This is a genomic window from Providencia sp. wls1922 (assembly GCF_009706505.1).
Lineage (GTDB): Bacteria > Pseudomonadota > Gammaproteobacteria > Enterobacterales > Enterobacteriaceae > Providencia > Providencia lanzhouensis.
This window is the reverse complement of record NZ_WLUG01000089.1, coordinates 24,100-44,186: the sequence shown is the minus strand read 5'-3', so window position 1 is coordinate 44,186 and position 20,087 is coordinate 24,100. Positions and strand designations below refer to the sequence as shown.

The 20,087-nt window shown below is 40.7% G+C and carries 15 protein-coding genes and 1 pseudogene; 11 read left to right on the top strand and 5 right to left on the bottom strand.

The window, feature by feature from the left end; genetic code table 11:
* Positions 1-20: 20 nt before the first annotated feature.
* Complete coding sequence (mdlC, locus tag GKR71_RS10560; RefSeq protein ID WP_154600115.1) at positions 21-1,652, bottom strand: benzoylformate decarboxylase; 1,632 nt, start codon at positions 1,650-1,652, stop codon at positions 21-23.
* A gap of 707 nt (positions 1,653-2,359) precedes the next feature.
* Between mdlC and gltS the strand changes: the two genes are divergently transcribed.
* The 5 genes from gltS to GKR71_RS10535 all read left to right on the top strand — a co-directional run bounded on the left by gltS (position 2,360) and on the right by GKR71_RS10535 (position 8,194).
* Positions 2,360-3,565 (top strand): sodium/glutamate symporter, encoded by a 1,206-nt coding sequence (gltS, locus tag GKR71_RS10555; RefSeq protein ID WP_036955698.1) that lies wholly within the window; start codon positions 2,360-2,362, stop codon positions 3,563-3,565.
* A gap of 155 nt (positions 3,566-3,720) precedes the next feature.
* Positions 3,721-4,629 carry a LysR family transcriptional regulator gene (locus tag GKR71_RS10550; RefSeq protein ID WP_036955699.1) on the top strand — a complete coding sequence of 303 codons (909 nt, stop codon included), beginning with the start codon at positions 3,721-3,723 and terminating at the stop codon, positions 4,627-4,629.
* A 56-nt stretch (positions 4,630-4,685) separates the two neighbouring features.
* Positions 4,686-5,927 (top strand): D-amino acid dehydrogenase, encoded by a 1,242-nt coding sequence (locus tag GKR71_RS10545; RefSeq protein ID WP_154634268.1) that lies wholly within the window; start codon positions 4,686-4,688, stop codon positions 5,925-5,927.
* Positions 5,928-5,930: 3 nt separating this feature from the next.
* The gene (locus GKR71_RS10540) at positions 5,931-6,284 is read left to right on the top strand and encodes a RidA family protein (protein ID WP_036955705.1); all 354 of its coding nucleotides are present in this window, start codon (positions 5,931-5,933) and stop codon (positions 6,282-6,284) included.
* A gap of 254 nt (positions 6,285-6,538) precedes the next feature.
* Complete coding sequence (locus GKR71_RS10535; RefSeq protein ID WP_036955708.1) at positions 6,539-8,194, top strand: alpha-keto acid decarboxylase family protein; 1,656 nt, start codon at positions 6,539-6,541, stop codon at positions 8,192-8,194.
* Positions 8,195-8,247: 53 nt separating this feature from the next.
* On the opposite strand, the gene GKR71_RS10530 is transcribed toward GKR71_RS10535, so the two are convergent.
* From GKR71_RS10530 to GKR71_RS10520, 3 genes are all read right to left on the bottom strand, one after another.
* Positions 8,248-8,793, bottom strand: a complete 546-nt coding sequence (locus GKR71_RS10530; protein ID WP_036955717.1) for a DedA family protein — start codon at positions 8,791-8,793, stop codon at positions 8,248-8,250.
* A gap of 202 nt (positions 8,794-8,995) precedes the next feature.
* On the bottom strand, positions 8,996-9,265 hold the full coding sequence (locus GKR71_RS10525) for a DUF1471 domain-containing protein (RefSeq protein ID WP_108478370.1): 270 nt from the start codon (positions 9,263-9,265) through the stop codon (positions 8,996-8,998).
* A 244-nt stretch (positions 9,266-9,509) separates the two neighbouring features.
* Positions 9,510-11,156, bottom strand: a complete 1,647-nt coding sequence (locus GKR71_RS10520) for an alpha-keto acid decarboxylase family protein (protein WP_154634267.1) — start codon at positions 11,154-11,156, stop codon at positions 9,510-9,512.
* A 124-nt stretch (positions 11,157-11,280) separates the two neighbouring features.
* Between GKR71_RS10520 and GKR71_RS10515 the strand changes: the two genes are divergently transcribed.
* A complete protein-coding gene (locus GKR71_RS10515; protein ID WP_154634266.1) occupies positions 11,281-12,171 on the top strand; it encodes a LysR family transcriptional regulator in 891 nt (296 codons plus the stop codon).
* Positions 12,172-12,340: 169 nt separating this feature from the next.
* Here the strand turns inward: GKR71_RS10515 and rlmF are convergent, their stop codons facing one another.
* Complete coding sequence (gene rlmF, locus GKR71_RS10510; protein WP_230085064.1) at positions 12,341-13,306, bottom strand: 23S rRNA (adenine(1618)-N(6))-methyltransferase RlmF; 966 nt, start codon at positions 13,304-13,306, stop codon at positions 12,341-12,343.
* Between the two features lie 677 nt (positions 13,307-13,983).
* On the opposite strand from rlmF, the gene GKR71_RS10505 reads away from it, so the two are divergent.
* The 5 genes and pseudogenes from GKR71_RS10505 to mutS all read left to right on the top strand — a co-directional run bounded on the left by GKR71_RS10505 (position 13,984) and on the right by mutS (position 20,087).
* Positions 13,984-14,811, top strand: coding sequence for a TauD/TfdA family dioxygenase (locus GKR71_RS10505; protein WP_154634265.1), 828 nt, complete (start codon positions 13,984-13,986; stop codon positions 14,809-14,811).
* A gap of 17 nt (positions 14,812-14,828) precedes the next feature.
* Positions 14,829-15,263, top strand: a complete 435-nt coding sequence (locus GKR71_RS10500; protein ID WP_154634264.1) for a lactate/malate family dehydrogenase — start codon at positions 14,829-14,831, stop codon at positions 15,261-15,263.
* A gap of 17 nt (positions 15,264-15,280) precedes the next feature.
* Positions 15,281-16,348 (top strand): PrpF domain-containing protein, encoded by a 1,068-nt coding sequence (locus GKR71_RS10495; protein WP_154634263.1) that lies wholly within the window; start codon positions 15,281-15,283, stop codon positions 16,346-16,348.
* A complete protein-coding gene (locus GKR71_RS10490; protein WP_195848345.1) occupies positions 16,338-17,132 on the top strand; it encodes a sulfite exporter TauE/SafE family protein in 795 nt (264 codons plus the stop codon). Before GKR71_RS10495 ends, GKR71_RS10490 begins: the two co-directional genes overlap by 11 nt.
* 386 nt (positions 17,133-17,518) lie before the next feature.
* Positions 17,519-20,087 (top strand): annotated as a pseudogene (gene mutS / locus GKR71_RS10485) (DNA mismatch repair protein MutS).

Sequence of the window (20,087 nt, the reverse complement as noted above, 5' to 3'; positions counted from 1 at the left end):
ATCTTATTTAAATCTGCATATTAAATCAGTGGGGGAATTTGAGGCTGAATTGGCACTTCGATCACCGTTGGGCCTTGACGCTTAAATGCCTCACGGCAAGCCGCTTTGACCTCATCTACCGTCGTGGCTTTTAACGCCGTGCAACCATAACCTTTACCCAGCGCCACAATATCCAAGTTTGGAATATCCAGCCCCGGAACTCCTGGCGTTTCTTCTAACACCGCGAAGGATTTCAAAATGGCGTACTCGCTATTTCGTGGGATCACAAACACAATCGGTAAATTATGTTGTGCCGCACTCCATAGCCCTTGAATCGAATATTGCATCGAGCCATCACCAATAATCGACATCACAGGGCGGTGTCGACCACTGTCTTTTTCCGCTAAAGCGATTCCCACGCTTGCTGGTAAGTTCCAACCTAATGATCCACTGGCAAAGGTATAGAACGAATCCGGTGCATCAATTGGCCATTCACGATGTAATTCGCCGAGGTTTGACGGCGATTCTTCCACCAAGATAGTCTCTTTCGGGGAGACTTCTCTCAGCGCTTTAAACAGCTGCGCTGCACTTAATACCGTTGAATCCCCCTTCACCCCTGGTGCGGCAGGGTGTGGAGCCATACCATGGGACTGTTTCTCAACCTTATTTTTCGCTGCCGTTCTGGCGTTCACTAACGGAGTCAGCCCTTCAATCGCGAGTACCGCATCACTGAGTAAGCTATCACCAACCGGTGCTCTTCCTACCTCAATAGGGTCATCGGTAATGTGCAGTAAACGCATGCCATCTGGCAAATAACTCCCTGCTACATAAGGATAATAACGGAAAACAGGCGCCCCGATAATCAACGCCAAATCATACCCTTTTAGCTTATCGGACAGCGGTCCCATCGCGAAAGGCAACCCGCCAGCATACAGAGGATGCGTTTCAGGGAATGGCGGACGTTCCGATGCTGGCGCCGCCCAAACAGGTACATTCAATTTTTCGGCTAACGCAATGCCCGCGTCCCAGCCTTCCCCCCGCGCAATGGCGGAGCCATAAATCAGCACTGGATTTTTGGCAGAATTCAGAGCATCCGCAAATGCTTGTAAACGAACAGGATCATAACCAATGCGCTGGGAAACTTCACGCACAACCGCCTCTTGGGCAACGGCAGGTTTATCCCAATCATCAAGGGGGATTGATAAGAAAACGGGTCCCGCTGGTGGCTGAAGTGCCATCGCATATGCTCGCATAAATGCCGCTGGCACATCTTCCGCACGCTCCGGCTGGTAACTCCATTTGACCCATGGTTTTGGTAAGGTTTCAGGCTCAATATTGGTTAGCCAAGGTTCCATCAGCAACATTTCACGGGTTTGGTTACCCGCCGTGATAATCAGTGGCGTACGGTTCATATAGGCGGTGAGAATATTACTCATCCCATTACTTAGCCCCGCGGAAGTATGCAAGTTGACCATTGCCACTTTGCGCATTCCCTGAGCATAACCGTCAGCTGCTGCTACAGCAGATGCTTCATGTAATGTTTGGATATAACGAAAATCACTCGGAAAATCTTTTAAGAATGTCTCTTCAGTTGAACCAGGGTTACCGAAAATGGTCGTAATATTCAATTGGCGTAGTAAATCAAAAGTCACTTGGCGAATGGTTTTCTTCATTTAAAATACCCTAATTAAGATACCTGAATTAATCCCCATCATAACCAATCCCCCCAATGAAAAACATTTTCCTCTCAGAGAATTAATCTTATTTAAAACCTAAAGATTGCTTTTTATTTTATTTAAATACAATCAGTTAAATGAACATCTTGTTTCGATGATAACAATCCAATGGGAATAAATACTGCACTCTAAGATTTAATCCATATAAAGCATGAAAGATGCTTAAGAATATTGGTCTTTATACTAATTTCAGCTTCAATTTGACGCGGAAAAAGCAGATTAATCGCCAACAAAACTGACTAAAACGTGAGTTATGTAGCAATTTTTTAACATTCATTAACAATATAGCGGCTTTTATGTCACCCATCACATTTCCAACAATTACCACGACTTAGCGCCAGCGCTAATACACCAAAAGAGATGATGAAATCACGTTATTTTCCCGCCAGATAAGAGAAATTAAAATGCCTAATAAAATCAATTCGTTATTTTATTATTATTTATTTCTTTGATTAAATCCTCCTCTAGTAATGACTTAAACCAATCAATGAAAGTACTTTTTTCATACGATTTACTTAACTAAAAGTTATATCAACCTCAACAAAACTCATTGTTAAACAAAAGTTAAGCAAAGTAACTTCATTTAACACTAATGTTAAATCGCAAAAGTGAATGCTCTGGTAAACAAATGTGAGGTAAAAATAATGACACTAGATGCCAGCTATACGCTATTGTTTGCATGCTTAGCGCTGCTTATTGGGATGATTGTGGTGAAAATCAGCCCTTTTCTACAGAAAAACCATATTCCTGATGCTGTTGTCGGTGGATTTATTGTTGCTATCGTTTTATTAATTGTTGATAAAGCAGCAGGCTATACTTTCTCGTTTGATACCTCATTACAAAGCACATTGATGATCGCTTTCTTCTCATCAATTGGTTTAAGTTCAGATTTTTCGCGATTAATAAAAGGCGGGAAGCCTCTCGTTATTTTAACACTCGCAGTTACCATTTTAATTGTGATCCAAAATGCTGTGGGCATGGGTATGGCTGTCATGCTAAATGAAAGTCCATTTATCGGTCTGATTGCAGGTTCAATCACATTAACAGGCGGTCACGGTAACGCTGGTGCTTGGGGTCCTATCCTTGCCGATAAATATGGTGTAACAGGGGCTGTTGAGCTGGCGATGGCGTGTGCGACTATGGGCCTGGTTCTTGGTGGGCTTGTCGGTGGGCCAGTAGCACGCCACTTACTAAAAAAAGTGACCATCCCAAAAGCAACTGAGCAAGAAAAAGAGACTATCCTTGAAGCATTTGAGCAACCAACGGTAAAAAGAAAAATCAACGCCAATAACATCATTGAAACCATTTCAATGCTGATTATCTGTATCGTTGCGGGTAGCTATATCAGTGAGTTAGTAAAAGATACGCCAATGCACTTACCAACTTTCGTTTGGTGTCTGTTTGTCGGTATCATCATTCGTAACGTCTTAACCCACGTGTTTAAACATGAAGTTTTCGAACCAACCGTTGACGTTTTAGGTAGCGTGGCACTCTCGTTATTCCTTGCTATTGCGCTAATGTCATTGAAGTTTGGTCAATTAGCTAGCATGGCGGGTCCAGTATTAATCATTATCGCAGTACAAACCGTTGTGATGGTGTTATTCGCCTGCTTTGTCACATTCAAAATGATGGGCAGTGACTATGATGCTGTCGTTATCAGTGCGGGTCATTGTGGATTCGGAATGGGGGCAACGCCAACGGCAATCGCCAACATGCAAACCATTACTCGTGCATTCAGCCCATCACACAAAGCCTTCTTAGTAGTACCAATGGTCGGTGCTTTCCTGGTGGATATCACCAACAGTATCATCATCAAGCTATATATTGAATTAGGCGCAGCCATCGCATAATCCTCAATAGCATATGCCGGCTCATAACCAAAAGTATATGAGCCGGCATTTTTCATTTCTGGTAAGTGACCCCGATATCGGATCCATGACACCTTTTTCTGTAGAATAAGAAAAAATGCAAAGTATTACCTAGTTCTAACCATGGACGACCAATAATGAAGTTAAGGCACCTTGATATCTTTTATGCTGTGATGACCTGCGGTTCACTCACTCGAGCAGCAGAAGTTCTGCATATTTCCCAGCCAGCGGCGAGTAAAGCACTCAAGCATGCTGAACAGCAATTGGGACTCGTTTTATTCCAACGGATCCGAGGGAAATTACTGCCAACAGATGAAGCCAATTTATTATTTGAAGAGGCAAAAGAGGTTTATCAGAATTTAGATAGACTCAGAATTTTGGCACAGAATTTATCTAGAAACCCACAAGGTAAGTTGGCTATTGGGTGTTTACCTAGCCTAGGGCTTAACTTAGTGCCTGAAGTCACCGCACTGTTTATTAAAAAGCATCCAAATATCAAACTCACTATTGGTACCCATCACACCACAGATATTTTGCAATTATTAACTCAACAAGATCTCGATATTGGTATCGCATTTAATTTGGCCATTGAAGGTGGGATCACCGTATTGCCTGTTGCTGATATACCTCTCGTCTATGTGGATAGTCAGGCTCCCGCGAAATCTCCCGTCTCACTGGTGGATATCGACCAAGACCGCTGGATCCACCCAGGCTCCGACTCCCTCTCTCAACTGCTACAGCAGAGGCATGAGTTCCAAGAATCCAATATTAGCGTGCACACTTACCACATGGCTGCGGAGTTTGTTCGTGCAGGCCTAGGTTGCAGTATTACTGACATTTTTTCTGCGGAACATACGCTGCCAGAATCAATGATCTATCCGCTTAAAGAAAATTTGCATTTAGCCGTATCCGTTTTCCATCGAGCAGATAGACCGCTCACGAAAGCCGCACAAAATTATGTAAACACCTTGTCGCTAATACTAAAAAAACGCAACGCAGTAGTTAACCAAAAGTTATACTCCGGTGATGAAAACTCAATTGTTTAGTCTGACTATTCGCCGTTAAATGATAACTCCTAAGTTATTATTGGTTGCGGAATATTATGACTAAACATGTGGTAGTGATTGGTGCTGGAGTGATTGGATTAAGTACCGCATATGCTTTAATTAAAGCGGGTCAAACAGTCACATTAATTGAATCTGATTCTGGCGTTGGCATGGAAACCAGCTTTGCCAATGGCGGACAATTAAGTTATCGCTATGTTTCGCCGCTTGCAGATGCAGGCGTTCCATTACAAGGCTTACGCTGGATGGGTAAAAATGATTCCCCATTAAATTTAAGAATCGATTTTACATTACAGCAGCTTTCTTGGATGACCCAATTCACCTTAGCCTGTAACCGCACCTCCAATAAAATTAATGGCGCTCATTTATTACGATTATCACTACTCAGTCAAAATGTCATGAATACGTGGCGTATGAATGGTGATATTGCCGATTTCGCTTGGGAAAAATCAGGAAAATTAATTATCCATCGCGAACAATCTAGCTTTAAAAAAGCCAGTGAAACCGTAGATAAGGAATTTCAAAAAGTTTTGAATGCCAATGAAATCGTTGAGTTAGAGCCTGCATTAAAAAATATTCAATCAGAGTTAGTGGGTGCGATTTACGCCCCCGATGATGAAACCGCTGATTGTTATTTATTCTGCAAAAATATTCTGGCTTATTTATCAACACAGCCGCAATTTACATTATGCCTTGAGCACTCGGTCAAATCCTTTATTAAACTTGGCAATACCATTACGGGTGTAGAAACAAATCAAGGCTCAATTCAAGCAGACGATGTGGTAATTTGCGCAGGTAATGGTAGCCGTGAGTTATTAAAACCCCTTGGCATTGATGTGCCAATTCTCGGTTTAAAAGGCTATAGCCTCAGTGTGGAATATCCACAAATGGCACATATCGTTCCTAAACTTAGCGTGACCGACTACGGCAATAAAATTGTCTACGCCAAACTAAATGATCAATTACGCATCGCTGCTATGGTCGATATTGGTTATGACAAATTTGGATTACGAGAAAACAGAATTTCTGCATTAAAAAATATTATTAAAAAAACATTCCCGGATTTACCTAAAATTGATAAAGCTGAAACATGGTGCGGTTTACGTCCGTCAACACCAAAGGGACCACCAATGTTAGGCAAAACTACACACAGCAACTTATGGCTCAATGTGGGTCACGGCAGTTTAGGTTTTACATTAGCAGCGGGTAGCGCAGAGATATTAACTCAGCTCATTACCCAGCAACGCTCCCCTATTTCATTAGAAGGATTAACGAGGTAATTAATGTCCATTAAACGTAATAACCCAAAACCACGCTTAGCAGACAGCGTTGAATATGCTGGATTAGTTTACTTATCTGGACAAGTGCCTACAGATTTAACCGGAGATATTACCGCTCAAACCCAAGATGTATTAAACAAAATTGACACATTATTAGCTGCTAGCAATAGCGATAAAACCCGTATTTTATCAGCTCAAGTGTGGGTAAAAGACATGAAGCGTGATTTTGCTGACTTTAATACCGTTTGGGAAAATTGGATGCCAGCTGAATTTAGCCCTGCTCGTGCCGCTGTTGAAGCGAATATGGCTCGAGATCAAGTACTCGTTGAAATCATGGTAACCGCAGCACAACGCTAATTTTAATTTACTCTATGGCATTCAAAAGACTAAATTTATTCTCTTGAATGCCTTTTTTATGCCTTTTATCATCTTTTTTATCCAATTTCCCTCTTAATAACTCTTTTTATTATCACTTCTAATAAAAAAAATGCTCTCCTCTTGGTTATTCCATCTACTATTATCTATATATATATATATTGAAATAATTGTTTGAAAAATAAAAATAAAACCAATGATTATCGGTTAGTTTTATACCAACGTGGAGAAATTACATGATCCAAACCGTCATTGAGCATGTTTTATCCAGATTACAGTCTCTCGGCATTAATGATATTTTTGGTGTTGCAGGTGATTATGCCTTTCCTATTAATGATGCCGTCTGCGCCTCCCCAAATTTACGTTGGATAGGAAACTGTAATGAATTAAATGCCGCCTATGCTGCAGATGGCTATGCCCGTTTAAAAGGCGCCGCAGCGCTTGCCACTACTTTCGCAGTTGGAGAGCTCAGTGCATTAAATGGCATTGCAGGGGCTTATGCAGAAAGATTACCTATTTTTCATTTAGTCGGTATGCCTGCCAGCCATATCCAAGAAAATCAGGCTATTATGCACCACACTTTAGGCGATGGTGATTTCGAGGTATTTTACAAAGTCGCTCAATCCTTTTCGTGTGCTCACGCGATTTTGACACCAGAAAACTGTGTCAGTGAAATGACCCGTTTAATAACTCAAGCTTTTGCGCAAAGACGCCCAGTTTATATTGGCATTCCGGCTGATCAAGCAATAAAACGCATCGTTGTACAGAACATCAGACCGCTCACATTACCCAGTAGTCGTCCTGATAACTTAAAAAAAGTCATCAGTTTGATAGTCAATAAACTCAGCCACAGCGAATCTCCATGCGCCTTACTGGGTTCACTCATATCACGGTTTGATTTAGTCAAAGAAGCAGAAGCATTTATTAAAGTCACTCAATTACCTTATGCCACCATGTTTATGGATAAAGGCGTTTTAAATGAAACCTACTCACAATATATAGGCATGTACAGTGGGCATTTAATGAATCCTACCATTGCTGAGTTTATTGATAGCTGCGATTGTATTATAAATATTGGCGCAGTAATGAGTGATGTGAATACAGGGTTTTTCACCGCAGATCTTCACGCCAATAATATGATCCATATAATGGATAATTATGTGGTTATAGATTCAACGGTCTATTCTGATGTCTATATCTATGAGCTACTTTCTGAGCTAAAAGATATCCTGACATTTATTCCGAGTAACTCAATAAAAGTTCACGGCTTAGGCGAACCAACCAGCAATGATAACGGAAAAATAACTAGTCATTACTTATACCCGCGATTTGAAAAATTCATTAAGCAAAATGACATCGTGATAGCGGATACTGGGACATTTTCCATGGGGCTAGGCTTTGCACTTCTTCCTAAAGAAGTTTCTTTTCAAACTCAATCCCTATGGGCGTCGATTGGTTGGGCAACCCCTGCGGCACTAGGAGCAGCACTTGCCGCACCTCACCGGCGAGTGATCTTGGCTACCGGCGAAGGCTCCCATCAATTGACAGCGCAAGAAATTAGTTTATTTGCCCGCTGGGGGCTGAAACCACTGATTTTTGTTCTCAATAATGATGGTTATTTAATTGAGCGCCTTTTCTGCCATGAACCCGAGACCTATTACAACGATGTCCACCCCTGGAACTATGCCCAGCTTCCCGCTGCTCTTGGATGCAAAAATTGGTATTGTCAGAAAGTTACCACTTGCGATGAACTCAACCGAGTTCTCAATACACTCGAAAGAATAGATACTGCGGCTTATATTGAAATCATCACGGATAGATATGAAGCCTCAGATTTACTGCGAGCAATGGGAAAAATGATCAAGGCTGAGATACCAAAACATCTAAAATAATGACACTTAGCCCCCTAGGCTACGGAGGCTCACAATCATAAACGGAGAGATCCTCAGCGTCGCCTCCTGCGGATCCACCAAACTCCAACAATCACCAATACAATAATAGCTAGCCAAGAGAAATGCGGGTGAAATGGGAGCGCAAAGATAAGAGAGCTAACAAAGTAACCGATAGAAACAATCAAGCATCCCCAAATGGCGCCGCCAAGGATATTTAATGCAAAAAATCTGAGTGGATTTACCTTGCTGGCACCAATAATAATCGGTCCAACAGTTCTCATTCCATACGCAAAGCGGATCCCAATAATAATCCAATTTTCATGGCGTTGTATTAACTGCTGAACCCGTACAATCTTACTCTGATGTTTTTGAAATTTAGGTAATACCCGAGCACCAGCATAACGCCCGACAAAAAAAAGCACATTGTCACTGACGACACCACCAAGCGCGGCAAATAACATCGTCAAAGGATAAGAGAGTAATTGATTATGTGCGGCCACTCCCGATAGAAAAGCAGCCGTTTCCCCTTCGAGCATCGCGCCAAGAAATACGGCCCAATAGCCATATTCCATTAACCACTGAGTTAATACTTCAGACATAAGACCGAGATCCCTTCCTGAACAACTGATAATGGATATCTTTAGCTAAAATCTTAACACAGATAAAATTAAATTTTTGCTTGTATTCTTGGTCATTCAATAAGGTGGGAGCCTTACGGCTAAAACGAATGGCACATAAAAAAACTGCACTTAACGACAACTTAAGTGCAGGGGATCACGACGCATAAAATATAAATATAGACTATTTATTGTATAAGCTAGCATTGATTGAAATATCGTTACCTTCACCTTCAGAGTTCACTGAGGTAATAATAAAGTATTTTGCGCCCGCTTCATCCGCTTTTTGTGAAACCGCATTAACATAATCCGTTGTGGTCGCTGCATTCATTACGATATTAATATTGCCAACTAATTTCATTTCCATGGACTGAACATAATTAATCTCAGTTGCACTCATCGCAAATGGACTTAAAAACATCAAAGAAACCAATGCAATTTTTAATTTATTCATCAACATCACCTTTTATTAAAATAACGCCTTCATTTAATTACATTCTTTTTTAGAGAATGAAATTATGAGCATCGTTAAAAGAATATTAATTTCCTGATAATATAAGACTATATTTACCTATTAAAATAAAGAATGTAGCGATGAATATCAAATTTAATATCGTGTGAAACTTAGCATAAATTGCTTTTATTTATGCGATTTCTGACGTTTTAAATCAGTACTAAAAATATGTCCCAGTCTGATGCTAAAACGAATATAACGATGCCACTGACTTACCTAATTTTTTGGCCAGATCAGAAGAGGCATACCTATCCATGACTATCTCAATATAGGCTGCTGAATCCGCGACTTCCGCTTGTTTAATGACAGCATCTAACTCATCGCAAGTGGTGACTTTTTGACAATACCAATCAGTGCAACCTAATGCAGCTGGCAATTGTGCATAATTCCACTGCGGTAAGTCGTTATAGTATGCTTCAGGCTCTTTACATAATAATCGCTCAATTAAATAACCATCATTATTGAGTACAAAAACAATCGGCTTTAATCCAAAACGTGCAAACTGACTAATTTCTTGCGCTGTTAATTGGTGTGAACCTTCCCCCGTCACTAAGATCACGCGCTTATGGGGTGCTGCTATTGCTGCACCAAATGCCGCTGGCGTTGCCCAACCAATTGAACCCCATAATGTTTGGTTATGAAACTGAGCATCTTTAGGCAGTAAAGCAAAACCTAAACCCATTGATGCAGTTCCTGTTTCGGCCATCACAATATCCTGTTCCTTGAACATTTTCTCTAAACGCGGATACAGATATTGTGCGGTAATTTGACCATTATCGCCTTGTCGAGGCTCACCCAATCCTTGAGCTGCAATACCTTGATGTTTTAACGAAGGTGCTAATGTTTGCAATTTATCCAATACCTCTTTCATCATCACATTTGGGTAAACCGCAGAACCTACTTTCACCTGATCCGCTAAAATATTAATACGTTGCTCAGTAGAGATAGATGCCGTAAAACTGCCGGAGTTAAAGTCAGTTAATACCGCGCCAATGCCTAAAATACAGTCGCAACTTTCAACAAACTCCCCAACTTGAGCATTCATTAATTTGCCATTATAGATTCCCATATACGTCGGGTTAGATTCACTCACAATACTTTTATCCATAAACATCGTGGCATACGGCAGGCCTGTCTTATCAATAATTGCCTGCACATCATCCGAATACCCTAAGCGCGCCGTCAGAATCCCCGGAATAATACAGGCTTTTTGGCTGGCATTAAGTTTATCTAAAATGGCATTTACTGCTGCATTGAGTGACTGCGTATCACTTTTCTGTGGCTCAATTTTTTTATGTTTTCCATTGTCAATGACAGGCATCACTGCGTAATCAGATGGGAATCCCATATAGACAGGACGACGCTCTTTTAGGGCTGTTGCAATTAATCGCTCGGTTTCATCAATGCAATTTTCTGGCGTCAATATCGCATGGGCGCAGCTCAAATGTTGGCTCATTTGATAAAACACATCAAAATCACCGTTGCCTAAAGTGTGGTGAACAAGACGATGATTTTTCTGGACGCCACTCGCAGGCATGCCCACTAGATGAAAGACGGGCAAATGCTCAGCATAAGACCCCGCAAGACCATTCAATGCGCTGAGTTCACCCACACCAAAGGTTGTCGAAAGTGCGGCAACACCTTTGATTCTTGCATAACCATCTGCGGCATAAGCGGCATTTAACTCATTACAATTACCAATCCAACGCAATGAGTCACTTTCACAAACCGCATCTTCAATAGGAAAAGCGTAGTCCCCCGCAACCCCAAAAATTTCGTTGATACCCAGCGCTTGCAAGCGTTCAAGAACATATTCGATAACAGTTTTCATAATATCATTCCCAATAATAATTTATGCTGATTGTTCAGCCTTGTATTATTACTAGTCCTAATATTGCATTAGCGGAAATTATTTATAATCATTATTGCTATAACAAAATGTAATAGAGGTCACGATGGATATTCGAGGGTTACGCTATTTTGTCGAAGTGGTACAAGAAAATAACTTTAGCCGAGCGGCGGATAAATTATGCGTCACCCAGCCTGCAATCAGCCGCAGCATTCAAAAGTTAGAGCAAGAACTTGAAGTGACCTTACTGATCCGAGAAACCGATGGCGTCAAACTAACCGATGATGGTGAGATTTTATTCCGTCATGCGCAGCAAATTTTGGCGCAGTTCGACACTCTTAATAACGCACTAAAAGACAAATCGGGTCCACTCACTGGAGTTTTGAAAGTTGGTTTACCACCTGTAATCGCCTCAACCTATTTTGCCGATATCATCATGGCATTTAGTCAGAAATATCCTCAGGTTGAGTTGCAGATCATCGAATTAAGTTCAAACCATATGATGAATTCCATGCTCAAAGGAGATGTAGAAACGGCAGCGGTAATGTCACCATTTGATGGGCAACGATTTAATTTATACCGCTTTGCTACCGACCGATTGATGCTATTAGCGAGCGATAAACATCCATTAGCCACCCAAAATAGTGTTAAATTTGCAGAACTTCTGAATGAGCCTTTTATCTTTTTTCAAGATAGCTTCCGAATTAATGAATTAGTTGTGAGTGCTTGCGGGATCTATGGCAAAAAACCGATTATTGCAGGACGTAGTGGGCATTTAGATCTCGTGATGGCGATGGTGCGCGCAGGTGTCGGTATTACCTTACTCCCTGAAAGTATGTGGAAAAAGAACCATATTGAGGGGCTTTCCATTATTCCAATCACAGAGCCTATTCTTGCCTATGAGCTAGCACTGGCAACATTAAAAGAGTCCCATCAAAGCCGCCGAGCAATAGCATGGAATGAGTTAGCGTTAAAAATGCTGAATACACGCCCATAATTATGAACTATTACAATGGATTATAACTGACAGACACCGACTTGATAGATACCTTTAAGTTAGACAAGCTTGTTTTAGGAAGACATATTGAGAATAACGCGACATGTAGAAATTGAAAGAAAAATGCGAGATTTTATCGGTGCCGGTTAAATAACCGACACCAGAGAAATTAACACCAGCGTTCTGCCGCCCATTCGGCCTGCTGTTGCGCATCGTGGAATGTCCAGGCCACGAAGCGACTGATTTTTTGCCCTTGCGCCATTTCAATGGTGCGAACTTCGGCCGCACCCACTTGCTTCAACGCGTGATAAATCGAAGGCAAGGTCGCGCTTTTAGAAATCAACGAGGTGAACCACAGGCAGTTTTTCGCCAGGCTCACGCTCTCCTCTACCATTTTACGTACAAAGGCTTCTTCACCGCCTTCACACCATAGCTCTTTATTTTTTCCACCAAAGTTCTGTACTGGCGTGTCGGCCACCTCGCCTTTACCCAGCTTTTGCAGTTTGCGGCGGGTGCTGGCTTGCGCTTCCTGTTCAGAGCTATGGAACGGAGGATTACACATTGTGGCATCAAATTTCTCCGCCACGCCGATGATACCGTTCAAAATAAATTCGGGTTGTTTTTGCAAACGCAGACGCACGCTGTTTCTCAGCGTCGGATTCATCTCCACGATCATTTTGGCCGCATTGAGTGATACTGGTTCAACCTCCGAACCGGTAAAACGCCAGCCGTACTCACGCAGGCCAATGATAGGATAAATACAATTGGCGCCAACGCCCACATCAAGGATAGCCACGCCTTTACCACGAGGGATCTCGCCGCCGTTACTGGTCGCCAGCAGGTCAGCCAGATGGTGTAAATAGTCGGCACGCCCAGGGATCGGCGGGCACAAATAACCGGCAGGAATGTCCCAATGTTCGATGCCATAAAAATGTTGCAGCAACGCACGGTTAAGCATTTTAACCGCCGTAGGATCGGCAAAATCTACCGAGATGTCACCCCAAGCGTTCGGTTTGACGAACGGCTCCAGTGCCGGGCAACTGGCGATCAGTGCTGGGAAATCATAGCGCGAGCGATGACGGTTACGCGGGTGTAAGCCGCTTTTCTGCTGCGGGAAGGTTTTCTTTTTTTCCACCGTGACGGGCTCTCTTAAAGGTATTTCTGACGCGTACGATACCATATACCCTAGAGCTTTCAAGTTGCAGCTAACAGCTTGGATGAAACCATATTAAGCCTGCATTAAAAGAATCCCATCCAAGTCGTCGGGCTACGACATGGATCGAGTTAGCGTTGGAAATGTTGAATACACACTCATCATTATGAACCATAATAATGGGTTATAACATTCATCATGAGTTCAATTAAGTTTCGCCCACCTGTAATGCGATTAACATTTCTAGGGATGACAAGCCCACAGAAGAATCTTTTTTAAAGAGGAGGCTTTTCATAATAGCCTCTCAAATTTAAAGGAAAGTGAGTGCCATGAAGTTCTCATTTTATTAGAATTTAATTCAACATCCCGTTTTATACATTTAGTTAAAATTAATTCAATCGATTAATTAATTCATCAACGTATGAGAAGAAACCTTCGAAGTCTCAAAAAAAACACTTATTTGAAATTAAATTAATTTAATTTATTCCTCATGAAAAAATTTAAATACAATCTAGTTTAATTAATCGCAGCAATAAACACCTCATGTCAATTCAATTAAATATTTATTAACTTCAGAGTTGACATTCAATGTGAAAGTCACATATAACTAATATTCAATTAACACAAACCCCCATTTCAATCAACATACTGATATATATATGATCTTCATTAATAGAAATAATAAATTCCCTTTTGACTTTAGTTTTGATGTATCAAAAGTACAGATTAACATTGATTCTTTAATAAATATTTCCTTTGATAAACTAAATGCTTTGGTTGATTGTTTGAACCAATATGGATTTACCATTGTTGACTTTGGTGAAAATAAAATTCAACTAGACGAATTCCTACATCTTAAATTTTTATTTGGTAATCCAAAATCACACCCTAGAGCAGATTCTAATGGCGTTGTTCCTATAAATTCATTTAATCCGTTAAAAGGGCATCTTGATTCTACAAATTCAGAACATCTGCTACACACAGATGGTTCTTTTTCATCATCTCCTGGGAATATTCTAGCTCTTCAATGTAATATCGCATCTAAAGTTGGCGGCTTATCGATTATTGCTAGTGCGCAGGCTGCTTACATACATATAAAAGAAAAATTTCCAGATACATATCATTTGGTTCATTCTAAAGATGCGATTGAAATTAAAAGAAATTCACAAAAAACATTAGCACCGATTTATGATCTACATAACGGTAGATCTAAAATTAGATTCCGATTTCCAGATGGTGCAGCAGAGATAACACCAAGCGAGGAAGTGGCTCCTATATATAAAGAGTTATGTGAATTTTTTAAAAATAATAATAATGTAGTGACATTCCAGCTTCATAACAATCAAATGTTAATTGCTGACAATGGTTCTATTGTCCACGGAAGAACTAAATATCCAGAATCTGAATTAAGGGACCTAAGAAGGCTTAATTTGGATGGTAATGGAATATTGAATGGAAAAGTTCAATACGGAATAAAATTAGATTAAATAATAAGAGATGAATTATGGAAAATATTATAAAAATAGTTATTACCGGATCAGCTGGTAAAATCGGGTCAAGTATTGCATTTAGAATAGCTGCTGGGGAATTATATGGCTCGGAACAAAAAATAGATTTGCATCTTTTAGAAACATCAAAAGGAATGGAAGCCTTAAAGGGCATTGTAATTGAATTAGAAGATTCAGCCTTTCCATTACTAAATAAAATCGTGGCGACGGATGTAAATGATATTGCATTTGCTGATGCAGATATAGCACTCTTAATAGGCTCGACCCCTAGAACAAAAGGAATGGAAAGAGGAGACTTACTTGAAGAAAATGCAGCCATCTTTAGGGAGCAAGGAAAATCTATAAATAAGTACTCGTTTAGCAAGAATAAAATTGAAGAGTCAATTCAAGAGCTGCAATCAGAAAGTTTTCGAGTATCAAATTATTTATAAAGATAAGGTAAAATCAAATGAAATATTCAGTAAAAACCATATTAATGAGAGGAGGTGTTGCTAGAGGTGCTTTTTTTAATGAAAGCGATTTACCTCAAGACACTGAAGAAAGAAATTCATTTTTTCTATCAGCTTTTTCCTCTCCATTAGACTGCCAAAATGATGGAATAGGAGGAGGTAGCCTTACATCGAATAGGATTGCCATTATAAAAAAATCAAATAATAATGCAGATATTGATTTTACTTTTGCACAAGTGCTACCCAATGAAAATAAAGTTGATTACTCATCAAATTGTGGAAATATGTTAGCTGCTGCAGGGCCATATGCAATAGAGGCTAAAATCATAGTTCCAAAAATAAATAATGATAAAATTAAATTAAAGATTTACAATAAAAATACAGGTTCATCTGTTAATTCAACATTCTGCATTGAGAATGGAACAGTTAAATATGCCGGCGATACTTTATTAGATGGTATTCAACGTAAATATTCACCTATAGAATTAGACTTTGGAAATGCTATTGGATTAGCTACCGGAAAGGTATTCCCAACAGGTTCAAAAATAGACACAATCTGCGGGATAGATACTACATGCATTGATGCCGCAATGCCGATTATTATAATACGCTCAATAGATTTAGGCCTTACTGGCCTAGAATCAAAGCAAGAAATAGATGATAACATAGATTTAAAAAGCAAACTTTTGAAAATACGCCTTCAAGCAGGGATATTAATGGGATTTGATAACGTCAAAGATATGGCTATACCAAAAATTTGTATTTTTACACATCCAAGCGATGGTGGTACCGTTGCTGCCAGATATATTGATCCTATATTCTGTCATCCACAGTTTGGAATCACAGCAGGACTAGCTTTGGCTACTGCTGCTAAAATACCAGGAACTAATATAAATGAATATCTTAAACCAGATAATAATATTGAGAAATTTATAATAGAACACCCAAGTGGTACCCTGCCATTAACACTAAATATAAAAATTGATAATGATGCTATATTTCTAAATAAAGCAGCAAACATCACAACAGCAAAGAAGATATTTAATGGTATTTTATATGCTGAATAGTATTTCATCAGTATTACCACCAGAACTTAGCATTTGGATTATATTCTCTATCATTTTAGTTATTGCGTTATCTTCATTCATTCATGGATTAATAGGTGTTGGGTTCCCTTTAATATCCACCCCTTTAATCGCTGCTTTTACTGATATAAAAACTGCTGTAATTATAACTATAGTGCCAAATATAATTTTGAATTTGATAATTATTTTCCGAAAGAGTGATTGGAGGAAAACAATAAATAAATTCATCTTCATTGCGACTTGTGTTACCGCTGGCACTATGTTGGGCAGTAAAATTTTGATTCATTCAAGTGAAATATTTTTAAAAGGGATACTTGTTTTCATGTTGATAATGGCAGTGTTGACAACCAATAAAAAATTTTTTCAATTAAAGCAATATAACTTATCAGGTAAACTTTCACAGTTTCTATTTGGATTTACCGCTGGAATAATGGGTGGGGCAGTAAATATATCCGTTCCTTTTTTAACAATATACTTTACTAATACCGAGTACTCTCCAGCTGTAATGTCTCAAGCATTTAATGTGTGCTTTATATTTAGTAAGATCAGCCAAGCATTTATCCTTGGAATCGATGGAAATTTTGGGTTGTTAGAGATACTGATTGGTATATTCTTAAGCTTGGTAGCAATAAAATCACAAAAACCAGGACTAAAATTACAGGATCGTATTAGCAAAGAGGTTTATAAAAAATATTTAAATATTTTTACTATTTTAATAACACTCTTTGTCTCCATTGATTTTATATATTCAGTCGTTAATCTGTGAACTAGATTTTTGCATTAGCATTATGAAATGAGTTTTTAATCTTCATGGTCCTAGCCCTTTATAAGGGGCCAGGGCCATACCACTAAAATAGAAAAGTGACTTCTTTAGTACTGTGTAACCTGTAATAGAGAGGAATTTATCATGGAATATTCATAGCCAAAGTCTATGTAAGCTGCATATTTTGTTGTCCTCCCCCACCACTCAATAACATTTTGAGGTAAATTCCCCGTTATTAGCAGTACAAGTTTTCCCTTAACTGGGCTACTATGAGGGTCGCAAACGCCCTTTCAACTTTCCGCGAATTCCCCCTAACAACAAGATAAAATAGCGTTTACGCCGAAAGTCAAAAGCCCATAAATACATCAAATATTCAACAAGTTAAAAACATGACAGAAAACCAAAGTTTCGAATCCCATACGCCGATGATGCAGCAGTACTTAAAACTCAAAGCACAACATCCCGATATTTTGCTGTTTTATCGTATGGGGGATTTTTACGAACTGTTCTTTGATGATGCTAAAAAAGCCTCTCAGTTACTGGATATCTCTCTCACCAAGCGTGGTCAATCTGCAGGTCAACCTATCCCGATGGCGGGCGTTCCTCACCATGCAGCCGAAAACTATTTAGCGCGATTGGTACAGATGGGAGAATCTGTCGCCATTTGTGAGCAAATTGGTGATCCTGCCACCAGCAAAGGTCCTGTTGAGCGTCAAGTGGTGCGCATTGTGACACCGGGTACCATCACCGATGAAGCCTTACTTAATGAACGCCAAGACAACTTACTGGCAGCGGTATGGCAAGAGTCCCAAGGGTATGGCTTTGCGACCTTAGATATCGCATCGGGTCGTTTTATCATCAGTGAAATTGATGATGAAGAGTCATTAAAAGCCGAGCTTCAACGTACCCGTCCAGCGGAATTACTTTATCCTGAAGATTTCGCTAGCATGTCATTGATTGAACTTAATAAAGGCTTACGCCGTCGCCCATTATGGGAATATGAATTAGACACTGCAAAACAGCAATTAAACCTGCAATTTGGTACCAAAGACTTAATCGGATTTGGCGTCGAAAATGCGCATAAAGCCTTACGGGCTGCGGGTTGTTTGCTGCAATATGTGAAAGATACTCAGCGAACTGCACTGCCGCACATTCGTAGCATTATCATGGAAAAACAACAAGATAATGTGATTTTAGATGCCGCAACTCGCCGAAATTTAGAGCTAACCCAAAACCTTGCGGGGGGAACCGAAAATACCCTTGCCGCGATTTTGGACAAGTGTGTCACCCCAATGGGGAGCCGTATGCTAAAACGCTGGCTTCATACCCCATTGCGTAACCTCACTGTGTTGAATAACCGCCAGCAAGCCATTGGCGCACTGCAACAATACGACTTTGAGTTACAGCCGTTCCTTCGCCAAATTGGTGATTTAGAACGCGTGCTCGCTCGCCTCGCATTACGCTCAGCGCGTCCTCGTGACTTAACGCGTATGCGCCATGCATTCCAGCAATATCATGATATTCACCAAATTCTGGCGAAATCCGATTGCGGCTACCTCGGTGCGTTAACGCAACGTATTGGTCAATTCGATGAGCTTCAAAGCTTGCTCGAAAAAGCAATTGTTGATGCCCCTCCGGTTTTAGTTCGTGATGGCGGTGTCATTGCCCCAGGTTACAACGGCGAACTCGATGAATGGCGAGCGCTGGCAGACGGTGCAACAGATTACCTCGACCGTTTAGAAATTCGTGAGCGTGAAAAACTGGGTATCGATACCCTAAAAGTGGGCTATAACGCGGTACACGGTTACTACATTCAAGTAAGTCGTGGACAAAGCCACCTCACGCCAATTCATTATGTTCGTCGCCCAAACGCTGAAAAACGCGGAGCGCTACATTATCCCTGAATTGAAAGAGTATGAAGATAAAGTCCTGACATCAAAAGGCAAAGCGCTAGCTATCGAAAAAGCCTTGTATGATGAACTGTTTGATATACTGCTGCCACATTTAGCCGCGTTACAAACCAGTGCCGAAGCGCTGGCTGAGTTGGATGTCCTTTCCACCCTCGCAGAGCGTGCAGACACCCTTGGTTACGCCTGTCCTCAATTAACAGATAAACCTGGAATTCAAATTACTGAAGGTCGTCATCCGGTTGTCGAGCAAGTGCTTAGTGAGCCTTTTATTTCTAACCCGCTATCCCTTTCTCCCCAACGCCGCTTGCTGATCATTACTGGTCCCAATATGGGCGGTAAAAGTACCTATATGCGCCAGACTGCACTGATCACCTTACTGGCCTATATCGGTAGTTTTGTGCCAGCCAGTAAAGCCGTCATTGGGCCAATTGACCGTATTTTCACACGCGTCGGAGCCTCTGATGACCTCGCATCTGGGCGTTCAACCTTTATGGTAGAGATGACCGAAACGGCGAATATTCTGCACAATGCCACTGAACACAGCTTAGTATTGATGGATGAGATTGGTCGCGGTACATCTACCTATGATGGGCTTTCTTTAGCGTGGGCATGTGCTGAAAACTTAGTTAATCGCATCAAAGCAATGACCTTATTTGCAACTCACTATTTTGAATTAACCACCTTACCGGAAAAGCTGGAAGGTGCGGTCAATATTCACCTCGATGCGATTGAACACGGTGATACCATCGCCTTTATGCATAATGTGCAAGACGGCGCGGCAAGCAAGAGTTACGGTTTAGCCGTGGCTTCACTGGCTGGCGTCCCAAAAGAGGTGATCAAACGCGCGAAGCAAAAACTCAAAGAACTGGAAGTTATCTCCAATAATGCCAATGCGAGTCATGTAGATAGCGCTCAGCTGAGCTTCTTAGGGAGTGTGGAAGAGGAACCATCTCCAGTATTAGCCGCTTTAGAGGAAATCGACCCTGACAAGCTAACGCCACGCCAAGCCCTTGATTGGCTATATCGTTTAAAGGAAATGGATAAGTAG

Coding starts and splice junctions, on each gene's coding strand:
- mdlC (WP_154600115.1), bottom strand. CDS start 1,652: ATGAAGAAAACCATTCGCCAAGTGACTTTTGATTTACTACGCCAATTG.
- gltS (WP_036955698.1), top strand. CDS start 2,360: ATGACACTAGATGCCAGCTATACGCTATTGTTTGCATGCTTAGCGCTG.
- GKR71_RS10550 (WP_036955699.1), top strand. CDS start 3,721: ATGAAGTTAAGGCACCTTGATATCTTTTATGCTGTGATGACCTGCGGT.
- GKR71_RS10545 (WP_154634268.1), top strand. CDS start 4,686: ATGACTAAACATGTGGTAGTGATTGGTGCTGGAGTGATTGGATTAAGT.
- GKR71_RS10540 (WP_036955705.1), top strand. CDS start 5,931: ATGTCCATTAAACGTAATAACCCAAAACCACGCTTAGCAGACAGCGTT.
- GKR71_RS10535 (WP_036955708.1), top strand. CDS start 6,539: ATGATCCAAACCGTCATTGAGCATGTTTTATCCAGATTACAGTCTCTC.
- GKR71_RS10530 (WP_036955717.1), bottom strand. CDS start 8,793: ATGTCTGAAGTATTAACTCAGTGGTTAATGGAATATGGCTATTGGGCC.
- GKR71_RS10525 (WP_108478370.1), bottom strand. CDS start 9,265: ATGAATAAATTAAAAATTGCATTGGTTTCTTTGATGTTTTTAAGTCCA.
- GKR71_RS10520 (WP_154634267.1), bottom strand. CDS start 11,156: ATGAAAACTGTTATCGAATATGTTCTTGAACGCTTGCAAGCGCTGGGT.
- GKR71_RS10515 (WP_154634266.1), top strand. CDS start 11,281: ATGGATATTCGAGGGTTACGCTATTTTGTCGAAGTGGTACAAGAAAAT.
- GKR71_RS10505 (WP_154634265.1), top strand. CDS start 13,984: ATGATCTTCATTAATAGAAATAATAAATTCCCTTTTGACTTTAGTTTT.
- GKR71_RS10500 (WP_154634264.1), top strand. CDS start 14,829: ATGGAAAATATTATAAAAATAGTTATTACCGGATCAGCTGGTAAAATC.
- GKR71_RS10495 (WP_154634263.1), top strand. CDS start 15,281: ATGAAATATTCAGTAAAAACCATATTAATGAGAGGAGGTGTTGCTAGA.
- GKR71_RS10490 (WP_195848345.1), top strand. CDS start 16,338: ATGCTGAATAGTATTTCATCAGTATTACCACCAGAACTTAGCATTTGG.